At 70.2% G+C, this 19452-nt stretch carries 24 protein-coding genes; 18 read left to right on the forward strand and 6 right to left on the reverse strand.

Features of this window, described 5'->3' with window-relative positions:
• Window positions 1–14 precede the first annotated feature (14 nt).
• Window positions 15–518 (forward strand): hypothetical protein, encoded by a 504-nt coding sequence (locus OS889_RS06365; protein ID WP_372388307.1) that lies wholly within the window; start codon window positions 15–17, stop codon window positions 516–518.
• Window positions 519–542: 24 nt separating this feature from the next.
• Here the strand turns inward: OS889_RS06365 and OS889_RS06370 are convergent, their stop codons facing one another.
• Window positions 543–1727 carry a M24 family metallopeptidase gene (locus OS889_RS06370; RefSeq protein ID WP_372388309.1) on the reverse strand — a complete coding sequence of 395 codons (1185 nt, stop codon included), beginning with the start codon at window positions 1725–1727 and terminating at the stop codon, window positions 543–545.
• A gap of 131 nt (window positions 1728–1858) precedes the next feature.
• Between OS889_RS06370 and srp19 the strand changes: the two genes are divergently transcribed.
• From srp19 to OS889_RS06385, 3 genes are all read left to right on the forward strand, one after another.
• The gene (gene srp19 / locus OS889_RS06375; protein ID WP_372388311.1) at window positions 1859–2140 is read left to right on the forward strand and encodes a signal recognition particle subunit SRP19; all 282 of its coding nucleotides are present in this window, start codon (window positions 1859–1861) and stop codon (window positions 2138–2140) included.
• Window position 2141: 1 nt separating this feature from the next.
• Entirely contained in the window at window positions 2142–2369 is a 228-nt protein-coding gene (locus tag OS889_RS06380) for an H/ACA ribonucleoprotein complex subunit GAR1 (RefSeq protein ID WP_372388313.1), read from the forward strand.
• Window positions 2370–2439: 70 nt separating this feature from the next.
• Window positions 2440–3393 carry a presenilin family intramembrane aspartyl protease PSH gene (locus tag OS889_RS06385; RefSeq protein ID WP_372388315.1) on the forward strand — a complete coding sequence of 318 codons (954 nt, stop codon included), beginning with the start codon at window positions 2440–2442 and terminating at the stop codon, window positions 3391–3393.
• 15 nt (window positions 3394–3408) lie between these two features.
• Here the strand turns inward: OS889_RS06385 and OS889_RS06390 are convergent, their stop codons facing one another.
• Window positions 3409–3921: a PUA domain-containing protein gene (locus tag OS889_RS06390; protein ID WP_372388316.1), complete on the reverse strand. Its 513-nt coding sequence runs from the start codon at window positions 3919–3921 to the stop codon at window positions 3409–3411.
• A 118-nt stretch (window positions 3922–4039) separates the two neighbouring features.
• Here OS889_RS06390 and OS889_RS06395 point away from each other — a divergent pair, with 118 nt between their 5' ends.
• Window positions 4040–4225 carry a hypothetical protein gene (locus tag OS889_RS06395; protein WP_372388317.1) on the forward strand — a complete coding sequence of 62 codons (186 nt, stop codon included), beginning with the start codon at window positions 4040–4042 and terminating at the stop codon, window positions 4223–4225.
• 42 nt (window positions 4226–4267) lie between these two features.
• Here the strand turns inward: OS889_RS06395 and OS889_RS06400 are convergent, their stop codons facing one another.
• Window positions 4268–4765 (reverse strand): LabA-like NYN domain-containing protein, encoded by a 498-nt coding sequence (locus tag OS889_RS06400; RefSeq protein WP_372388319.1) that lies wholly within the window; start codon window positions 4763–4765, stop codon window positions 4268–4270.
• An 82-nt stretch (window positions 4766–4847) separates the two neighbouring features.
• On the opposite strand from OS889_RS06400, the gene OS889_RS06405 reads away from it, so the two are divergent.
• From OS889_RS06405 to psmA, 11 genes are all read left to right on the forward strand, one after another.
• Window positions 4848–5123 carry a ribbon-helix-helix domain-containing protein gene (locus OS889_RS06405; RefSeq protein ID WP_372388321.1) on the forward strand — a complete coding sequence of 92 codons (276 nt, stop codon included), beginning with the start codon at window positions 4848–4850 and terminating at the stop codon, window positions 5121–5123.
• A 428-nt stretch (window positions 5124–5551) separates the two neighbouring features.
• Window positions 5552–6460, forward strand: a complete 909-nt coding sequence (gene dapA, locus OS889_RS06410; RefSeq protein WP_372388322.1) for a 4-hydroxy-tetrahydrodipicolinate synthase — start codon at window positions 5552–5554, stop codon at window positions 6458–6460.
• Entirely contained in the window at window positions 6460–7287 is an 828-nt protein-coding gene (gene dapB / locus OS889_RS06415) for a 4-hydroxy-tetrahydrodipicolinate reductase (protein ID WP_372388323.1), read from the forward strand. The genes dapA and dapB overlap by 1 nt, the downstream gene beginning before the upstream one ends.
• Window positions 7284–8129, forward strand: coding sequence for a 2,3,4,5-tetrahydropyridine-2,6-dicarboxylate N-succinyltransferase (locus OS889_RS06420; protein WP_372388324.1), 846 nt, complete (start codon window positions 7284–7286; stop codon window positions 8127–8129). The genes dapB and OS889_RS06420 overlap by 4 nt, the downstream gene beginning before the upstream one ends.
• Window positions 8126–9370 (forward strand): diaminopimelate decarboxylase, encoded by a 1245-nt coding sequence (gene lysA / locus OS889_RS06425; protein ID WP_372388326.1) that lies wholly within the window; start codon window positions 8126–8128, stop codon window positions 9368–9370. Before OS889_RS06420 ends, lysA begins: the two co-directional genes overlap by 4 nt.
• Entirely contained in the window at window positions 9367–10311 is a 945-nt protein-coding gene (gene dapF / locus OS889_RS06430; RefSeq protein ID WP_372388328.1) for a diaminopimelate epimerase, read from the forward strand. Before lysA ends, dapF begins: the two co-directional genes overlap by 4 nt.
• Window positions 10312–11466: a M20 family metallopeptidase gene (locus OS889_RS06435; RefSeq protein WP_372388330.1), complete on the forward strand. Its 1155-nt coding sequence runs from the start codon at window positions 10312–10314 to the stop codon at window positions 11464–11466. It begins immediately after the preceding gene.
• 65 nt (window positions 11467–11531) lie between these two features.
• Window positions 11532–12263 carry an RNase P subunit p30 family protein gene (locus OS889_RS06440; protein ID WP_372388331.1) on the forward strand — a complete coding sequence of 244 codons (732 nt, stop codon included), beginning with the start codon at window positions 11532–11534 and terminating at the stop codon, window positions 12261–12263.
• Window positions 12247–12915: a class I SAM-dependent methyltransferase gene (locus OS889_RS06445; RefSeq protein WP_372388332.1), complete on the forward strand. Its 669-nt coding sequence runs from the start codon at window positions 12247–12249 to the stop codon at window positions 12913–12915. The genes OS889_RS06440 and OS889_RS06445 overlap by 17 nt, the downstream gene beginning before the upstream one ends.
• Before the next feature lie 4 nt (window positions 12916–12919).
• Window positions 12920–13399: an Rpp14/Pop5 family protein gene (locus OS889_RS06450; protein WP_372388333.1), complete on the forward strand. Its 480-nt coding sequence runs from the start codon at window positions 12920–12922 to the stop codon at window positions 13397–13399.
• Window positions 13400–13403: 4 nt separating this feature from the next.
• Complete coding sequence (gene psmA, locus OS889_RS06455; protein ID WP_372388334.1) at window positions 13404–14159, forward strand: archaeal proteasome endopeptidase complex subunit alpha; 756 nt, start codon at window positions 13404–13406, stop codon at window positions 14157–14159.
• A gap of 155 nt (window positions 14160–14314) precedes the next feature.
• Here psmA and OS889_RS06460 read toward each other — a convergent pair whose 3' ends face one another.
• The gene (locus OS889_RS06460; protein ID WP_372388335.1) at window positions 14315–14668 is read right to left on the reverse strand and encodes a helix-turn-helix transcriptional regulator; all 354 of its coding nucleotides are present in this window, start codon (window positions 14666–14668) and stop codon (window positions 14315–14317) included.
• Between the two features lie 25 nt (window positions 14669–14693).
• The gene (locus tag OS889_RS06465) at window positions 14694–15467 is read right to left on the reverse strand and encodes an NRDE family protein (RefSeq protein ID WP_372388336.1); all 774 of its coding nucleotides are present in this window, start codon (window positions 15465–15467) and stop codon (window positions 14694–14696) included.
• Window positions 15468–15564: 97 nt separating this feature from the next.
• On the opposite strand from OS889_RS06465, the gene OS889_RS06470 reads away from it, so the two are divergent.
• Window positions 15565–16005, forward strand: a complete 441-nt coding sequence (locus tag OS889_RS06470; RefSeq protein ID WP_372388337.1) for a universal stress protein — start codon at window positions 15565–15567, stop codon at window positions 16003–16005.
• A gap of 219 nt (window positions 16006–16224) precedes the next feature.
• On the opposite strand, the gene purH is transcribed toward OS889_RS06470, so the two are convergent.
• Window positions 16225–17820, reverse strand: a complete 1596-nt coding sequence (purH, locus tag OS889_RS06475) for a bifunctional phosphoribosylaminoimidazolecarboxamide formyltransferase/IMP cyclohydrolase (protein ID WP_372388338.1) — start codon at window positions 17818–17820, stop codon at window positions 16225–16227.
• 178 nt (window positions 17821–17998) lie between these two features.
• Here purH and purB point away from each other — a divergent pair, with 178 nt between their 5' ends.
• Complete coding sequence (gene purB / locus OS889_RS06480) at window positions 17999–19387, forward strand: adenylosuccinate lyase (protein WP_372388339.1); 1389 nt, start codon at window positions 17999–18001, stop codon at window positions 19385–19387.
• The last annotated feature ends 65 nt before the right edge of the window (window positions 19388–19452 follow it).

The following is a 19452-nucleotide window of genomic DNA, read 5'->3' on the forward strand; positions in this document are numbered from 1 at the left end:
GCCACCTTCAACGAATGAAATTCCCAACGACCTCGGGCACCGACACGCACGGCCGCCGCGTGACGCTGCCCGACGACCTCGACGGCGACCAGACGCTGCTCGTCGTCAGTTTTCACCTCCGACAGCGGTCGCTCGTCGCCCCGTGGCGGGAGTTCGCGACGGAACTCCGCGAGGAGTTCGATCACTTCGCGTACTACGAACTCGTCGTCGGAAGCAACGGCGGGATGCTCCCGCCGACCTCCAAGGGCGGCCTCTCGCCGACGAACGCGCGACACCGCCTCCACGAGGACACGATCTTCCTCTCGGTGAACAAGCGCGCCTTCCGCCGCCGCCTCGGGATCCTCGGCGAACAGACGATCTACGCGTTCCTCGTCGAAGACGACTACGTCGTCCGACAGGCCGCGGGCGTCCTCACGCCGAACACCGCCGACGCGCTGGAGTCGCTGCTCCGGGAGTACCGCGACCAACAGAACCGCTCTTCGAACGGCGCGGGGAGCGCGGGCGAGTCGTCGTCCTGATCGGCGACCCCCCGTCGACCCGCTTCAGACCCGCAGTTCGATCGGATGCTCGGTCAGGTTCTCGTGACCGTCCTCGGTGACGACCACCAGGTCTTCGAGCCGCATCCCGCCGATCTCGGGGTCGTACAGCCCCGGCTCGACGGTGATCACGTGGCCCGGTTCGAGCTCGCCGCCGTCGGGCGAGACCCGCGGGAGTTCGTGGACGTCCAGGCCGACGCCGTGGCCGGTCGAGTGGATGAACCCCGTCTCGGTCGTGGGGTCAGAGCGGAGCGTCGGCAGCCCGGCGTCCTCGTAGACGTCGCAGACGGCGTCGTGGACGGCCTCGCCCGTCACCCCGGGCTCGATGGCATCGAAGGCGGCGTCCATCGCCTCCCGCGTGAGGTCGAACCACTCTCGGATCTCCGCGCCGGGGTCGCCCTTCACGAAGGTCCGGGTCATATCGGCGTGGTACTTCGTCGCCTTCGACTGCGGGAAGATGTCGACGATGATCGGCTCGTGGGGCCGGAGCGGGCCGCTGCCCCTGTCGTGGGGATCGGCGGCGTCGGCGCCGCAGGCGACGATGGTCTCGTCGAGGGCACAGCCCCGTTCGAGGAGCGTCGTCTCGATCTCCCGCTTGACGCGCTCGCTCGTCAGGACCTCGCCCTCGTAGCGGAGCACGTCGCCGTCGCCGTCGTCGCCGATCGTGGCCGCGTCGAGCAGGTCGTTCGTCGCCCGCATCGCGGCCTCGTTCGCGCGTTGCGCCTCGCGGATCCACTCGATCTCCTCGTCGGTCTTGCGCGCGCGGATCTCGGTCACGACGTCCTCGGTCTCGGCTTCGACGGCGATGCCGCGCTCGCGGAGCCGGTCGGCGGGCCCGAGCGGGAAGCGGTCGGGCGCCGCGATCGAGCCGACGGCGTGGTCTTCGAGCCAGGCCGCGACGACACGCGCTCGTGCCTCGTCGGTGCCGTGCTCGGCGGCCAGCGAGCGGTATTCGTAGTCCGCCAGCCGCGAGACGTCGTCGGCGCGGCTCTCCTTCTTCGCGCGGCCGAACTCCAGCGAGGAGACGAGGATCGCAGTCGTCTCGGGCGTGAACAGCGTCACGAACGGGTCGGGCGCGTCGAAGCCCGAGAGGTACCGCTGGGTCGAGTTCGACCCGTCGGCATCGACGAGGTAGCCGTCGAGCCCCGCCGACGCGAGGTAGTCCTCCAGCTGCGAGAGGTCGGGTTCCATACCCGGACTGGGTGACGCTGTCGGATAAAGGCCACCGCTCGCGGGACCGGCCTCCCCGCCCTGCGAGTCCCCGTGGCTCGCTCCCGACGCGGACCACAACCGTATTACGGGCGCGTCGCGGTCGTTGGACTATGGCTGTGGAGAACGTCATCTGGCCGCGCTACCTCGACGCCTCGGTCTCCCGGGACGACGGCCGGCGCGTCCCCCTCGACGACGCGATCGAGGACCCGACGGTCGACGAGATCGCGAAGGCCGTCCAGCAGATCGGCTACGACGCCGTCATCGAGCGCGACGTGACGCACCCCCGCGAGTGGGACGCCCGCGGGCGCGTCCTCGTGAAGGGCGCCGAGGACTCGACGAAGAACGACCTCGTCCAGGCGGTCGCCGCCTACGTCGGCATCCTGCGGGACTGATATGCAGCGGCTCGGCACCGTCTCCCGGACGGCCCAGAATCTCCTCGTTGTCCGCTGCGACGACGCCGACCACCCCGGAATCGGCACCGAGGCCGTCGACGAGTCGCTCTCGACGGTCGGCCGCGTCGTCGACGTCTTCGGTCCGGTGGACCGCCCATACGTCGCCGTCGCGCCCGAGTCGAGCGTCCGCCCGGCATCGGTCGTCGGCCAGCGGCTCTACGCGCGCTGAGTCGGCCTGCGGCTCTCCCGCCGCCGCCGAAGCGCAATCCCCATAGTGGGCCGCCCGCAACCGTGGCCGTATGCGAAGACGCGTCGCCGCCGCGGTCGGATTCGCCGCCCTCCTGTTCTTGCTCGTGCAGCTCGGCGCGCTGGCGCTCGTGCCGACCTTCTACGAGGCGGGCTACCAGACCGTCGAGGACCCGAGCGACCCGACCAACAGCCTGGTGTACATCGGCGCGATCCTCGTCGCGACGGCGCTGATGCTCGCGGCGTTCAAGTTCGACCTCGACTGGGTCGTCCAGGGATTCGTCGTCCTCGCGGCCGGGTCGCTGGCGTGGTACGTCTTTTCGGTCTTCCTCGCGCCGATCCCCGCGCTGGTCGCGTCGGCGGCGATCGCGGTCCTCCTCTTCGTCCACCCGGAGTGGTACGTCATCGACGCCGCCGGGGTGCTGATGGGCGCCGGCGCCGCGGGGCTGTTCGGTATCAGTTTCGGCCTCCTGCCCGCGATCGTCCTCCTCGCGGTGCTGGCCATCTACGACGCGATCAGCGTCTACGGCACCGAACATATGCTCGATCTGGCCTCGGGCGTGATGGACCTGAATCTCCCGGTCGTGCTCGTCGTTCCGACGACGCTCTCGTACTCGCTCCGGGACTCGACGCCCGACGCGGTCGAGCGGGATGGCGACGAGGAAAGTGACGCTGACGCCGATGCCGACGACGATGACGACGTCCGCGACGCGTTCTTCATCGGCCTCGGCGACGCCGTGATGCCGACGGTGATGATCGCCAGCGCGGCGTTCTTCGTCCCGACGTCGCTCGCGCCGCCGCTCGGCGTCCCCGGCCTGCCGGCATTGAACCTCCCCGCGCTGACCGCGATGGTCGGCACCTTCGCGGGCCTGTTCGCGCTGCTGTGGATGGTGCTGAAGGGTCGCGCCCACGCCGGACTGCCGCTGCTCAACGGCGGCGCCATCGGCGGCTATCTGGTCGGCGCGCTCGTCTCGGGCGTGCCGATCCTGACGGCGCTCGGGCTCTGAGACCGAACCGACGACCTACTCCTCGTCGCCTTCGCCGCCGGCGCCCTCGCGGATGCTGACAGCCATCCCCGTCTCGAAGTCGCCCATCGCGTCCGCGGAGAGCTCCGCGCGTCCCACCCCGAGGACGGTGTCGTCGTCGAGGACGACGGCGACCTCGTCGCCCGGCCGGACCGCCGGGTCGACCTCGCGGACGAACTTCGCGAAGGCGTTCTTCCCGTCCCTGACGAACGGCGCGCTCTCGTCGCCGACGACGACCCGCGCCTTCGGCCGCTCCAGCCCCGCGACGAGGCGCCGACCGCCGACGACGCCTAGGGTGAATCGGCCGTCGGTCCCGTAGGAGACGACGCGGCCCTCGGTCGCGACGACCTGCCGCGGGCGACCGCTCGTCGATCGATGGATCGTCAGGCGCTCGGTCTCGGGTTCGTCGCCACCGGCCCGGGGGAACAGCGCCGCGCCGGCGCCGGCGCCGAACTGGTAGTCCGCGATCGTCCGGAGTTCGGCGAGGTCCTCGCCGCTCGCGTCGCTCATACGCGCCGTACCGTCCGGAGCGTCAAGACACCCCCGGTCCGGCGCGGGGAGTGCTAGTCCGTCTCACGCCGCGACGACTCGAAAATTCATATATACCGCCGCGGATTCGGGAGCGTATATGATCGTCAACGCGCGCCTCGTCGCGCTCGGTGTCTTCCTCCTCGCTCTCAGCAGCGGCCTCTTCTTCGAGACGGGCGTCAGCGACGCCCTCGCCCTGTCCGTCGCCGGCGTCGCCATCGCCGGCACGGCGCTCGCGGCGCTCGTCGCAGTTCGGACCGACGCGGGCGAGTCACGCCCGGCCTGAAGTCCGACCTGAATCGGCCCCGGCCTCCCCGGCACTCTGTCCTTACAGCAGGAACGTCTCCTGGCGCTCCGAGAGGTCGAGGAACGTGTCTGCGGCGTCGATCAGTTCCTCGGCGGTCGACTCCTCGAAGGCCATCACTTCGACGCGGACCCCCTCGTGGCGGAGGTGCGAGCACAGCCTGGAAAAGTCGCCGTCGCCGGTGCAGAGCACGACCGTGTCGACGTGGTTCGCGAGCGTGACCGCGTCGAGGCTCATCCCGACGTCCCAGTCGGCCTTCTTCGAGCCGTCGCCGAAGGTCTTGATCTCCTTGATCTTCGGCTCGAAGCCGATGTCGACCAGGGCGTCGAAGAACGATTCCTCCTCGGGGCTGTCCGCGCGGACGACGTACGCGATCGCCCGCGTGAGGCTCCGTCCCGAGACGCCCTTCTCCAGGAGCGCGGAGTAGTCGATGTTCCTGGAATAGAGGCTCTGGGCCGTGTGATAGAGGTTCTGGGCGTCGGCGAGCATCGCCACCCGCTGATCCGGGTGAATTTCGGTCATACAGTACCTGGGGGCGGCTTGGTACATGAATGTCCGGTCCCGTCGGAACGATTTTACGTACATCCAACGGATGTACGCACGTATGTCGGAAGCCGACTCGAACGGATCGGACCCCGAGATCGACCGGATCAATCTCCGGATCTCCCGATCGTTCCTGGAAGTCGTCGACGAGACGTGGCGCGAACGCGGCTTCAACAGCCGGAGCGAGTTCATCCGGTACGCCCTCCGCGACTCGGTGAACCACCCGGAGGGAGCGGGCCTCTGGAAGGACATCGCGATCAGCGAGGCGCAATTCGGCGAGACGGACGGCGTTCCCAGCGACGAGATCAGGGACGAATACGGCACGAATGGGGAGTGACGACGAGTGGGAGTGGGTGTTTTCGCCGCGAGCGGAGTCCCAACTCTCGCAGATCGACGCCGAGTCACAGCAGCGCATCATCGACAAACTGGACGAGGCGGTCACCTCTCCGTGGCGGTCCTCCGCGTCGAGGGTGTCCGAAAGCGCGACGGGGCATACAAGGGCGACGACTGACCGTTCCGCTCGCTCCGCGCCACTGCGAAACGTATATAATTTTGGAGGATCATCTCTCGGGTGTGACACACGCCACGCCGTCCGCGACGGACTCGCCCCGTCGGCCAGCGGCGGGTGGCGCTCTTTTCCGCGGGAAAAAACGCGCGGCGTAAACGCTCTGGGCGGGAGTGGCGACCCCGTCCTTGGCGACCCCCGGACCGCGCGTACCGGATGACGACAGAGACAAACCCCACCCGACAGTACACACCCCAACGATGACAGATATCGACTTCACCGGCGTGTTCCCCGCGATGACCACGCCGTTCGACGCGGACGAGGAGATCGACCACGAACAGCTCGCCGAGGACGCCCAGCGGCTCGAAGCCGCCGGCGTCGCGGGCCTCGTGCCCGCCGGCTCGACCGGCGAGAGCGCGACGCTGACCCACGACGAACACATCGAGGTCGTCGAGACGGTCGTCGAGGCCGTCGACGACGTGCCCGTGATCGCGGGCTCGGGCTCGAACTCGACCCACGAGGCGCTGGACCTCTCCCAGCGCGCGGCCGACGCCGGCGCCGACGGCCTCCTCCTGATCTCGCCGTACTACAACAAGCCCGAACAGGCGGGCCTCCGCCAGCACTTCGAGGCCATCGCCGACGCGGTCGACCTCCCGCAGATCGTCTACAACGTCCCGAGCCGAACGGGTCGTAACATCGAGCCCGAGACGGTCGGCGAACTGGCCGCTCACGAGAACATCCGGGCGTACAAGGCCGCCAGCGGCGACATCGCACAGATCTCGGAAGTGATCGAGTACACCCGCGGCGAGGATCTTTCGGTTCTGTCCGGCGACGACGCGCTGACGCTCCCGATCTGCTCGCTCGGCGGTCGCGGCGTCATCTCCGTCGCGGGCAACGTCGAGCCCGAGCGGATGGTCGAGCTCGTCGACGCCGCCGTCGGCGACGACCTCGAACGGGCCCGCGAGCTCCACTACGAGCTGTCGCCGCTGTTCCGGCACCTGTTCGTCGAGACGAACCCGATCCCGGTCAAGGCCGCGATGGAGATCCGCGGCTACGGCCCCGCCCGGCTCCGCTCGCCGCTTACGGACCTCGAAGACGACAACCACGCCGAGATGGAGCGGATCCTCGCGGAACTGGAGACGGAACGAGAGGCGACGGAGGCCGTCTGATGGGCGGGCTCCGCGTCGCGATCACGGGCGCAAGCGGTCGGATGGGCGGCGAACTCCTCACGGCCGCCGCCGACCACGACGACGTCGACTACGTCCTCGCGGCGACCCGGACGCCCGAGGCGGTCCCGAGCGGCGACGCGCCGGACGCACCCGACGCGGTCGTCGCCGACAGCGACCTCGGCGACGCGCTCGAATCCCACGATATCGACGTCCTCGTGGACTTCACCGTCCCCGAGGCGAGCGTCGACTACCTCCGGGCCGCCGCCGACAGCGGCGTCGCCGCCGTCGTCGGGACGACCGGCTACGACGACGACCACCTGGAGACCCTCGATTCGGTCGCCGAGTCGGTCCCGTTCCTGCGCGCCTCGAACTTCTCCCGCGGCGTCGCGGCGCTCCGCCGGGCGGTCGAGGCCGCCGCCGGGGCGCTCTCGGGCTACGACGTCGAAGTGACCGAGACCCACCACAACGGCAAGCGCGACGCCCCCTCGGGGACGGCGCTCACGATCCTCGACGACATCGACGAGGCCCGCGGCGAAGCGGCAGAGCGCGTCCACGGGCGCGAGGGCGACCAGCCTCGCGAAGGGACTGAGATCGGCGTCCACGCGCGCCGCGCGGGCGACGTCACGGGCGAGCACGAGGTCCTCTTCGCCGGCAACGAGGAGGTCGTCGAACTGACTCACCGCGCCGGCTCCCGCGGCATCTTCGCGGTCGGCGCGCTCGACGCCGCGGCCTGGCTCGCCGGCCGCTCTCCCGGACGGTACGATTTCGGTGAAGTCTTGGACGCCGGCGGCGAGAACGAAGACGACGGAGCTTCCCGATCCCAATGAGCCTCGAATCCGACATCGACGACCTGTGGCAGCGCTACCAGGACGACGACCTCTCCGCGGAGACCGCCGGCTCCGGCGTGGAGTCGACGCTCAATGCCTTCCTCGAAGCCCTGGAGACCGGCGAGGTGCGGGCGGCCGAGCAAGTGGGCGACAGCGGCCCGGACGGCTGGGTCGTCAACGAGTGGGTAAAGCGCGGCATCCTGCTCAACTTCGGCCTGCGCGAGACGCTCCCCCGCGAGTACGGCGACGTCACCTACTACGACGTCCTGCCGCTCCGTTCGACGACCGACCTCGGCGGGCGCGGCACCCGCAACACCCCCGACGGGACCGCGATCCGCCGCGGCGCCTACCTCGGCTCGGACTGCATTATGATGTCGCCGTCGTTCGTCAACATCGGCGCCCACGTCGGCGACGGGACCCTCGTCGACTCGTGTGACACCGTCGGCTCCTGCGCCCAGTTAGGAGAGAACGTCAAGCTCGGCGCCAACACGCTGATCGGCGGCGTCCTCGAACCCGTCGAGGACGCGCCGGTGATCATCGAAGACGGCGTCTCGCTCGGCGCGGGCTGTCGAGTCACCTCCGGCTTCCACGTCGGCGAGAACACGGTCGTCGGCGAGAACACCCTTCTGAGCCCCCGGATTCCAGTCTACGACCTCGTCGAGGAGGAGGTCATCTACGGGCACCTGCCGTCCGAGCGCCGCGCGTTCACGCGGTACGTCGAGTCCTCGCTCGGCGACCACGACCTCTTCGAGTCCGGCGCGTACAAGCCCGCGGTCGTCGCGCTCGACATCGAAGACGACACCCTCGACAAGACCCGTCGCGAGGAGGCGCTCCGGGAATGAGCCACTCCGGCGGCGGAGGGCCGGCGGTCAGGCGCCTCGCCGACTGGGACGGCGAGGCCCTCCTCGCGCTCGCCGGGGAGCACGAGACGCCGCTCTACGTCGTCGACCTCGATCGGGTGGAGGAGAACTGCGCACGACTCCAGTCAGCGTTCCCCGACGCCGACGTCCGCTACGCGATGAAAGCCCACTCGGGCGCCCAGGTCCTGCGGACCGTCCGCGAGGCGGGGCTGGACGCCGAGTGCGCCTCCGCGGGCGAGGTGATGCGCGCGCTCGACGCCGGCTTCCCGGGCGACCGGGTCCAGTACACGGCGGTCAATCCACCCGCCCGCGACCTCGACTACGTCGTCGAGCGCTGGCGCGAGCACCCCGGCCTCACGGTCACGGTCGGCGCGGCCGACACGGTCGACCGCCTGCGGGACCGCGGCTTCGACGGTCGGCTCTGCATCCGCGCGAATCCGGGCGTCGGCGCCGGCCACCACGAGAAGGTCCAGACGGGCGCGAACGCGAAGTTCGGCATCCCGATCGAGCGCGTGCCCGACCTCGCCGAGCAGTGGGCCGCCGAGTTCGACCTCGTCGGCGTCCACGCCCACGCGGGCAGCGGCATCTCGGGCGAGGACCTCTCGGCCCACCGCGAACTGGTCAGTCGGATGGGCGACCTCGCGCGCGAGGTCGAATCCGCGGTCGTCTCCCTGGAGTTCGTCGACGTCGGCGGCGGCTTCGGCGTCCCCTACGAGGAGGACGAGCCGCCGCTGGACCTCGACGCCGTCGCCGAGGCGACGCGCGAGGCGCTGGGCGAGGTCGACGCGACGCTCGCGGTCGAGCCCGGACGGTACGTCGTCGCCGACGCCGGCGTGCTCCTCACGACCGTGAACACGGTCAAGCAGGCCCGCGACGCCACCGTCGTGGGCGTCGACGCCGGGATGACGACGCTCCTCCGGCCGGCGATGTACGACGCCTACCACGCGATCCGGAATCTCTCGGCGCCCGACGCCGAATCGACCCCCGTCACGGTAGCGGGACCTATATGTGAGTCGGCGGACGTACTGTGTGAGCACAGGTCGCTCTCGCGGCCCCGACGCGGGCACGTCCTCGCCATTGGGAACGCGGGCGCGTACGGATACGAGATGTCGAGCACCTACAACTCCCGACCGCGGCCGGCCGAAGTCGTCCTCTCGGAGGCGACGGTCCGTCCGTCCCGTCGGCGCGAGACCCTGACTGACCTCACCACCCTAGACCAATGAGCGTACAGCACGACAGAGTACCAGTCGAGAAGTACCACGGCACCGGCAACGACTTCATCGTCGTCGACGCCGTCGAATCGATCCCCGACCGCCCCGCGTTCGCGACCGCCCACTGCGACCGCGAGACCGGCGTCGAACACGACGCCTCGCCGCGCACCGGCGCCGACGGCGTCCTCTTCTTGCATCTGGAAGAGCGCTACTCGCCGCCGCGCGTCGTGATGACGCTCGTCCAGCCGGACGGGTCGGTCGCCGCGATGTGCGGCAACGGCGCGCGCGTCGCCGCCGCCTGGGCCGCAGAGCGTACGGGATCGGACGAACTGATGATCGACACGCCCGCGGGCACGCGCCACGCGGTCGTCGAGGGCGACGAGGTGACGATCGAGATGGGCGAACCGAGCTTCCGTCCGCGCGACGTCCCGCTGGCCCGCGAGGCCGAACGCAGTGAGGCCTCGGAAGAGCGAGCGGGAGCGGAGCGACACGCGAGCCGCGAAGCCGAACTCATCGAAGAGGACGTCGAGGGACTCACCGTCACCGCAGTCAACACGGGCGTCCCTCACGCCGTCGCGGTCGTCGACGACGTCGACGCGGTCGACCTCGAATCGGTCGCGCCCGCGGTCCGCTACGCCGACGTCTTCCCCGAGGGCGCGAACGTCACGCTCGCCTCGCGGGACGGCGAGGACCGCGAGGGCAACCCCCAGTTCCGCCAGCGCACCTACGAGCGCGGCGTCGAGGGCGAGACCCGCTCGTGCGGGACCGGTGCGGTCGCGGTCGCCGCGGTCGCCAAGCGGCTCGGCCTCGTCGACGGCTCCGACTCGATGACGGTCAGCCCGCCCGGGGGCGACCTCCGGATCACGGTGCCCGACGACGGGCCCGCGACGCTCGCCGGCCCCGCCGAACGCGAGTTCGCGGGCGAACTCGACGTCGTGGTGCGATCGACGTAGATGGCGGGCGCGGATTCCGACGCTGACCCCGACGCGGATTCGCATCAGGGATTCGACCCCGTCTCCTTCCTCGAATCCGCGGTCCCGATCACCTCGAACGAGAACGTCGATGAGATGCGGGAGTTCCTCGTGGAGACGGTCGAGTCTCGGGGCATCGACGTCCGCGTCGACGACGCGGGCAACATCATCGCGACGAAAGCCGGCGCGGACGCCGGCGACGACCCCGAGACGCACCTCGTCTTCAACACCCACATCGACACCGTCTCGCCGCACGTCGCCTTCGAGCGCGAGCAGGTCGACGGGGAACTCGTCCGGATCCACGGCCGCGGCGCCTGCGACGCCAAGGGCCCGCTCGCGGCGATCCTCTCGGCGTTCTTCGCCGTCGAGCCCCGAGCGGACGCCCGCGTGACGCTCGCGGTGACGCCCGACGAGGAGGCGCTGTCGACCGGCGCGGCGGCGCTCGACCTCGACGGCGATTGCTACGTCGTGGGCGAGCCTACCGATCTGGACGTCTGCACCGCCGCGAAGGGCCGCTTCCAGGGCACGCTCACGCTCTCGGGCGTCGCGGCCCACGCCGCCGAGCCCGACTCCGGCGCGAACGCCATCGCGGGCCTGGAGGGCGCGCTCGGAGCGATCCGGACCTTCGACGAGGGGCGGGCGGCTCACCCGCAGCTCGGCCGCGCGACGCTGACGCCGACGACCGTGGTCGGCGGCGACGCGACCAATCAGGTGCCCGCCAACTGCGAGCTCGTCCTCGACCGGAGGAGCGTCCCGCCGGAGACGGCAGAAGGTTTCCGGTCCGAGCTCGAAACCGCGGTCCGCGAGGCCGTCCCCGACGACGTCGGCGTCGACTTCGCGCTCACGGACCGGCCGACGCCGTTCCTGGAGGCGTTCGCGACCGACGCGGACCACGACCTCGTGCGGACGCTCGCCGCCGCGAGCGAGCGCGCGGGCGGCTCCGGCGCGGTGCGGCCCTTCACCGCCGCGACGGAGGCGTCGTACTTCTCGCCCGCGCCGGTGGTCGTCTTCGGTCCGGGGGTCCTCGCCGACGACCGGGGTGCCGTGGCCCACGCCGAGCGCGAGTACGTCGACGTCGCGGACGTGCGCCGCGCCGCCGAGGCGCTGACCGACGCCGCGCGACGGCTGGTCGGCTGACTCCCCGCTCGGCCGCCCGTCGCCCGACCGCAACTCCCATACTCGCCCGCCCTGTCTCCTCCCGTATGTACGAGGCGGTCCACGCCCACCCCGACGGCGAGAGCACGGCCTCGCGCCTCGCGCTGACGGCCGAGCGCCACGGCTACGCGGGCGTGGTCGTCCGCGCCGACGACGCCGATCCCGACTACGAGACGCTCCGGGAGGCCGCGAACGTCGACGTCGCCGACGGCGTCGAGATCGTCGCCCCCGATCCCCAGCACGCCAGCGGCGCGGTCGGGAACGCCCGGCCGAAACACGAGGTGGTGATCGTCGCCGGCGGGACCGACGGGCTGAACCGCTTCGCGGTCGAGCAGGCCCGCGTCGACGTGCTCGCGCGGCCGTTCGAGGGCACCCGGGACGACGATGGAACCGACGGGATCGGCGGCGACGGCGACGTCAACCACGTGCTCGCGAAGGCCGCCCGCGACAACGACGTCCGGATCGAGGTGAACCTCGCGCCCGTCCTCCGGGACCGCGGCGGCGGCCGCGTCCGCCACCTCGACAAGCTCCGTCGCCTGAAGCGCCTCCTCGATCACTACGACGCGCCGTACGTCGTCAGCGCCAACGCCGAATCGCACCTCCAGGTCCGCGCGCCGCGCGAGCTGGCCGCCCTCGGGGAGGAGATCGGCCTCGGCGCCGAGTGGACTCGCGACGGACTCACGGAGTGGGAGCGGCTCGTCGAGCACAATCGGACGCGGCTGTCCGAGTCGTTCATCACCCCGGGCGTCGAACGTGGCCGGTATGAAGAAGACGATTGAGGAACACGCCGAGCGCTTCTCGGAGGCGGCGGCGTCCTACGACGACGACCAGGACAGCGCGGAGTACCTCGCCTGTGCGGATCTCGTCGTCGAACACGCCGACCCCGGTCCCGACGACGTCGTCCTCGATCTGGGGACCGGCACGGGCGCCATCGCGCTCGCGCTGGCACCGGCCGCAAAGCGCGTCGTCGGCCGCGACATCAGCGAGGGGATGCTCGATCAGGCGCACGAGAAAGCGGCCGAAATGGGCATCGAGAACGTCGAGTTCGGCGAGGGGCGCTTCCGCGCGCCGAACTATGACGGGCCCGTCGATGTCGTCACCTCGAACTTCGCGATGCATCACCTCTCCGACGACGAAAAGCGCGAGGCGATCGGAGTGATCGCGGACCTGGACCCGAAGCGGTTCGTCCTCGGCGACGTGATGTTCTTCGGCACGCCCGATCCCGACGAACCGTTCTACAGCCCGGAGGTCGACGACCCCGCGACGGTGGGCACGCTCGTCGACGCGCTGACCGACGAGGGGTTCGTCCTCACCGCGGTCGAGCGCGTCCACGACCAGGTCGGCGTCCTCGTCGCCGAGCGCTTCGGCGAGTCGAGCGAGCGCGTCGCGGTCGACGGCGACCCGAACGAAGCCGGCGCAGGCGAGGAGTAGCCCGATGAAACACCTCCCGAAGCACCTCCAGCCGCGCTGGCGCTACCTCGCGGTCGGGATCGAGACCTGGCCCGACGCGGACTTCTCGCGGGGGGCCTTCCAGCGGGACCTCTGGTACGCCGCCCAGAACCTCTACGGCGACGTCGGCAGCGCCGAGACCGACCTGACGGTGCTCGGTTTCGCGCTCTCGGACGGGGACGGCGAGACGATCGTCCGCGCCCACCGAGGCACAGAGGACCGCGCGCGGGCCGCCCTGGCGACGCTCGACCGCGTCGACGGCCACGAGGTCGGCCTCCGCGTCCGGGGGATCTCGGGGACCGTTCGTGCCTGTGAGGAAAGGTATTTGAACGGCCGGACCGGACGTGGCAAACAGAGAGACGTCGTGTTCGAGAACGAGCCTCACGCCGCCGTCGTCCGCGACAGTCGCGTCGACGTCGAGCGGGCGGAGGGGTTCGCGGGCGCGACGCGGCTCGATTTCGAGTGATACTATGCAGGGACAAGCCCAACAGCAGGCATACGACCGTGGGATCACGATCTTCTCGCCCGACGGTCGTCTCTATCAGGTAGAGTACGCGCGCGAGGCCGTAAAGCGAGGGACCGCGAGCGTCGGCGTCCGCACGGCGGAGGGCGTCGTGCTGGCGGCCGACAAGCGTTCGCGCTCCCCGCTGATGGAGCCGACGAGCGTCGAGAAGATCCACAAGGCCGACGACCACGCCGGCATCGCCTCGGCGGGGCACGTCGCCGACGCCCGCCAGCTGATCGACTTCGCGCGGCGTCAGGCCCAGGTCAACCGCCTCCGCTACGGCGAGGCCGTCGGGATCGAGACGCTCACGAAGAACGTCACAGACCACATCCAGCAGTACACCCAGGTCGGCGGCGCGCGCCCCTTCGGGGTGGCGCTGCTCATCGGCGGCATCGAGAACGGCGAGCCCCGACTCTACGAGACGGACCCCTCGGGGACGCCCTACGAGTGGAAGGCCGTCTCGATCGGCGCCGACCGCAGCGACATCCAGGAGCACCTCGAAGAGAACTACGCCGAAGGCCTCTCCCTCGACGAGGGCGTCGGCCTCGCGCTGCGGGCGATCGCCTCGGCCAACGAGGACGAACTCGAAGCCGACGGCGTCGACGTCGCGACGGTCTCGACCGACACCGAGGCGTTCGTCGAACTCTCGAACGACGAGATCGCCGAGTACATCGCCGACAACGACCTCGAACCGGCCGACGACGAGGAAGACGAAGAGTAGCCCGCGGGCCGCTGCTGCCCGGCCTTCTCGCTGCGAGCCGTTCGCGACGCGTCGCCGTTCGGACCGCCGATCGCGTACCGAATCCCGCTACGGCCGACGCTCGCGCCGAGTGTAAATCACGCGGAGCCTAACAGCCGAAACCGCGACGTCGAGGCTCAGTACTCCTCGTAGGCGAGGTTCATCAGCCACTGCGAGAAGGCGTCGCTGTTGTGGTTCACCTCTTCCTCGCCGATGAACGGCGAGAGCATGTCGCCCGCCATAAGCAGCGAGAAGTCGAGATCGCGCGCGGCGGGTTCGAGGTGGTAGGTGTTGTGGCCGTCGTAGACGGTGTCCTCGCGCTCGATGAGCCCCTGGGACGCGAGGCTCTCGGCGATCCGGCTACCCTTCCGCGAGGAGATATCGAGTTCCTTCCAGAAGTCGCTCTGGTGGATCCCACCGGTCTCTCGGATGAGTTCCAGCCCGCGACGTTCGTCCTCCGAGAGGTCGGCTTCGGGGTCGCCTGCGCTCATAGGGGGTTCGACGCCCGCGACTCGTTTAAACCTGACTTTCGACCCGTTCGAACGACGTCTCACAGGGCGGCCCGTCCGCGAAGCGGAACCCGACGTCGCCGTCGGCCGAGAACGTGAGGACCGACGACGAGCGCGTCCCGAAGTCGCGGTCGGGTTCGTGGATACAGACGCCGTACTCGTGGTCTCCGAGGATCTCCATCGCGCGGTCCCGCCAGGCGACCGGGCCGTCGAAGTCGGTGGGGTCGAGCGCCGCGAGAATCCGCTCTGCGTTGTGTGCCTGCTCGATCCCGCGTTCGGGGTCGCCGTCGAGGTCGAAGCGCTCGCCGTCGATCCCGACGTTGACGACGACGTGGACGCCGGGATCCAGTCGTCGCACCCGCAGGTCGCCGTCCCACTCGAAGAGGTAGGCCGCGGGCTCGCCGTCGCGTCCCCGACCGCGGCCGTCGGCGACGACGAGGTTGAAGCCGTTGTACGTGTCTGATTCGACCGCGGGTTCGACGACCGCCCGAGCGCCGTCGGCGCTCTCGGTCCGGAGGACGTCGCGGACGAGCTGGCCCCGGGAGCGCTCGCCGCCGTCCTCGATACGGACCCAGCGGTTCGTCAGGCCCGCGAAGACGCCGCGCTCGTTGTAGCCGATCCAGGTCCCGCCGGCGACGGCGTCACGCGGGGCGAGAAACGCCGGGTCGCCCTCGGCGACGGCCGGCGGCTCGGATGCCCGATCCAGCCGTTCGTCGCGGTTCGCGGCCACGACGAGCGGCGCGTCGGCGAACGCGCGCCAGGCGAAGGTCAGCGTACACACACCCGCGATACGTGCGGCGGACCAATAGGTGTGCTGTTCGAGTCGGGCGGGAATCGGGGGACCGTTCAAGGCCCCGCCGGCCGAAGACGAACCCGAGATGTACGACCGCATCCTCGTTCCCACCGACGGAAGCGACGGCACGCTCCAGGCGCTCGAACACGCACTCGACATCGCGGCCACGCGCGAGGCGACGGTCCACGCGCTGTCCGTGGTCGACCGACGCCTCTATTTAGCTGCCGGCGAGGAACAGAAGCCCGAACTCAAGGCGTCGCTGGAGGACGACGCCCGCGGGGCCGTCGACCGAGTCGCCGACGCCGCGGCCGACGCCGGCGTCGACTGCGAGACGACCGTCCGCGACGGGATTCCCTACCGGGCGATCCTCGACTACGCCGAGGACTCGGACGTCGATCTGATCGTGATGGGCACCCACGGGCGGTCGGGGCGGGACAAGCTCGCGAACCTCGGCAGCGTCACCGAACGCGTCGTCGAGAACACCGACAAGCCCATCCTGGTCGTGCGGATGATCGACGACGAGTAGGGTCGGCCGCCGCCAGCCGGGTCCGCGCGATCGGCGATTCCGGCGGGGATTTATATACGATCGCGGGGCCAGACGCCCCGTGACGTAGAATTCACCCCGCGTCGGGTCGCGGTTGCTCGGCACGTCGACGCGGGCGCAGCCGTGCCGACTGTTCGCCTTTTCGCCGCAGCGCTCTCTGTCGGCTACTCGGCCTCTACTTCCGGCGCTCCTTCGCCCCGCTCAGTCGTGTCTAAAGCACCGCCGCCCGGTGAACACCATCGGCACGTCGTGGGCGTCGCAGGCGGCGATGACATCCTCGTCGTTGACCGAGCCGCCGGGCTGGATCACCGCCTCGACGCCGGCGTCGATCGCCTCCTCGACGCCGTCGGGGAACGGGAAGAAGGCGTCGGAGGCCATCACCGCGCCCTCGGGGCTCTTGCCCTCGGCGTGTTCGTCGGCCTTCATCGCCGCGAGCCGGACGGCGTCGACCCGCGAGACCTGGCCCATTCCGACGCCGACGGTCTCGGTCCCGTCGGCGAAGACGATGCCGTTGGACTTCACGTGCTTGAGCACCTTCCAGGCGAACAGCATCGTCTCCAGCTGCTCGTCGGTCGGCTGGGTGTCGGTGGCGATCTCGACGTCCTCGCGGTCGGGCGCCCAGCGGTCGCGCTCCTGGACGAGTCGGCCGCCGACGAGCCGCTTCTCGGTGAGCGCGTCGGTCCGCTCGCCGAGCGACCCGACGTCGAGGACGCGGAGGTCGTCCTTCGCACGGAGGACGTCGAGCGCCGCGTCCGTGTAGCCCGGCGCGACCACGACCTCCTTGAACGAGTCGACGATCTCCTCGGCGGTCGCCGCGTCGCACTCGCGGTTCAGCGCGACAATTCCTCCAAAGGCGCTCATCGGGTCCGTCGCGAGCGCGTCGGCGTAGGCGTCCGCGAGCGTGTCGGCCGTCGCACAGCCCGCGGGGTTGGTGTGTTTGATCACCGCCGCCGCCGGCTCGTCGTCGGCGAACTCCTTGATCAGGTTCAGGGCCGCGTCGGCGTCGTTGTAGTTGTTGTACGAGAGGCCCTTCGCGCCCTCGTTCAGCTGCGGCGCGCCGACGACGCTCGCTTCCGTGTCGGCGGCGTCGGCGTAGACCGCGGCGTCCTGGTGGGGGTTCTCGCCGTAGCGCAGTTCGGCCACGCGGTCGTTCGAGACGACGCGTCGCTCGGGGAAGTCGCCGCCGTCGTCGCCCTCGACCGAGACGGTGAGCTCGCCGTCCCGCTCCGAGACGTCGAGACGCCCTTGGGCGAACCACCGCACGGCGCGCGGGTACGCCGTGAACTCGGCGTCGTAGAGGACGCGCGACTTCAGCGACTCAGCGTTGTCGTCGCCGTAGACCGGCACCGACTCCTGGGTGACGACCGGCCCGGCGTCGACCTCCTCGGTGACGACGTGGACGGTGCAGCCGGTCACGCTGACGCCGGCGTCGAGCACCTGCTCGTGGGCGTCGTCGCCGGGGAACGACGGCAGCAGCGACGGGTGAACGTTGAGGACCGTCGGCGTCGCTTCCAGGAACGTGTCGGTGAGGATCCGCATATAGCCGTCCAGACAGATCAGGTCGAAGTCGTAGCTCGACAGCGCATCGAGGATCCGCCGCTCGTGGTCCGCGCGCGACTCGTCCTCGCCGCGCTCGACGACTTCCGTGGGAATGCCGCGCTCGGCGGCGGCGTCGAGGACGGGCGCGCCCTCGTGGTTCGCGAGGACGACGCCAAGCTCGGCGCCGCCGGGCGCTCGCTCGTCGATGTGCAGGAGGTTTCGGCCGCGGTTGCTCGCTAGGCCGGCGATCGTGGTCATACCTGAGCCCCCTCGCGCGGGTAGTAAGTCAGTTGCGGTCTCCCCGAGGTGAGTATGCACGGACGCGGATAGCGTACTCGGAAAACGGGCTGAAACACACCGGATCTATGCACGGGAATGGGATACCCACCGCCACCGCTTCGACACGCTTTTTTAGCGGACGGCGGAGTCTCTCCGTATGCAGGACCTCTCCCGTTCCGACCCGCTCGCGGCCGTGTCGCCGCTCGACGGACGGTACGCGGGCCGCACCGAACCGCTCGTCCCGTACGCCAGCGAGGCGGCGCTGATGCGGGCCCGACTCCGTGTCGAAGTCGAGTACCTGATCGCGCTCGCGGACCTCGATGCGACGCCCCTGTCGCTTTCGGACGCCGAGCGCGCGGACCTCCGCGCCGTCGTCGACGGCTTCGACGGCGAGGACGCGCGGCTGATCAAGCGGCTGGAGACCGAGGGCGCCGAGGGGTACAGCGCGACCAACCACGACGTGAAGGCCGTCGAGTACTTCCTGCGGACCCGAGTCGAGGAGGCGGTCCACCCGTGGATCCACTTCGGGCTCACCTCCGAGGACGTCAACAACCTCGCGCACCGACTGCTCGCCAAGCCGGCCGTCGAGGAGGTGCTCTTGCCCGCGCTCGCGTCCGTCCGCGACGAACTGGAGTCGCTGGCGCGCGAGTACCGCGACACGCCGATGCTCGCGCGGACGCACGGCCAGCCCGCGACGCCGACCACCTTCGGCAAGGAGATGGCCGTCTACGCCGCCCGGCTCGGACGGGCGATGGGCCGCGTCGCCGACGCCGCGTCCGGCCTCTCGGGCAAGCTCGCCGGCGCCTCGGGGACGTACGCGGCCCACGTCGCCGCCTACCCGGACGTCGACTGGCGCGCGTTCTCCCGCGATTTCGTGACCGGGCTGGGGCTGGAACACACCGCTCTCTCGACGCAGGTGAACCCCTGCGACGACCTCGCGGCGCTGTTCGACGCGCTCCGCGGCGTCAACAACGTCCTCCTGGACCTCGACCGCGACGTCTGGCTCTACGTCTCCGACCGGTACCTCGGCCAGGAGGCCGAGGAGGGCGAGACCGGCTCGTCGACGATGCCGCACAAGGTGAACCCGATCGACTTCGAGAATTCGGAGGGAAACCTCTCGAAGGCGAATTCGGACCTCCAGTTCCTCGCGGACTACGTCACCACCTCGCGGCTCCAGCGCGACCTCTCCGACTCGACGGTGAAGCGCAACGTCGGCGCGGCGTTCGCCCACTGCCTGATCGGCTACGGAAAGACAGAGACCGGGTTAGGAAAGGTCGTCCCCAACGAGCGGGTGATGCGCGAGGACCTCGACGCCCACCCGGAACTCATCGGCGAGGCGGTCCAGACCATCCTCCGGCGCGAGGGCGACACCGAGGCCTACGAGCGCGTCAAGGAACTCACCCGCGGCCGCGAGGTGACCCTGGCGGACTTCCGCGACCTCTTCGAGGACCTCGACGTCGACGAGTCGGTCCGGGAGGAACTCCGCGCGCTCTCGCCGGCCGAGTACGTCGGCGTCGCCGACGCGCTCGTCGACGAACTCGACTGATGCCGGGCTCTTGCGATCGCCCCTTTATCTTAACTCGAAAAGGAATAAATCTTTTATCGGCTCGG

The organism is Halobellus sp. MBLA0158, assembly GCF_041477585.1.
Lineage (GTDB): Archaea > Halobacteriota > Halobacteria > Halobacteriales > Haloferacaceae > Haloquadratum > Haloquadratum rubicundus.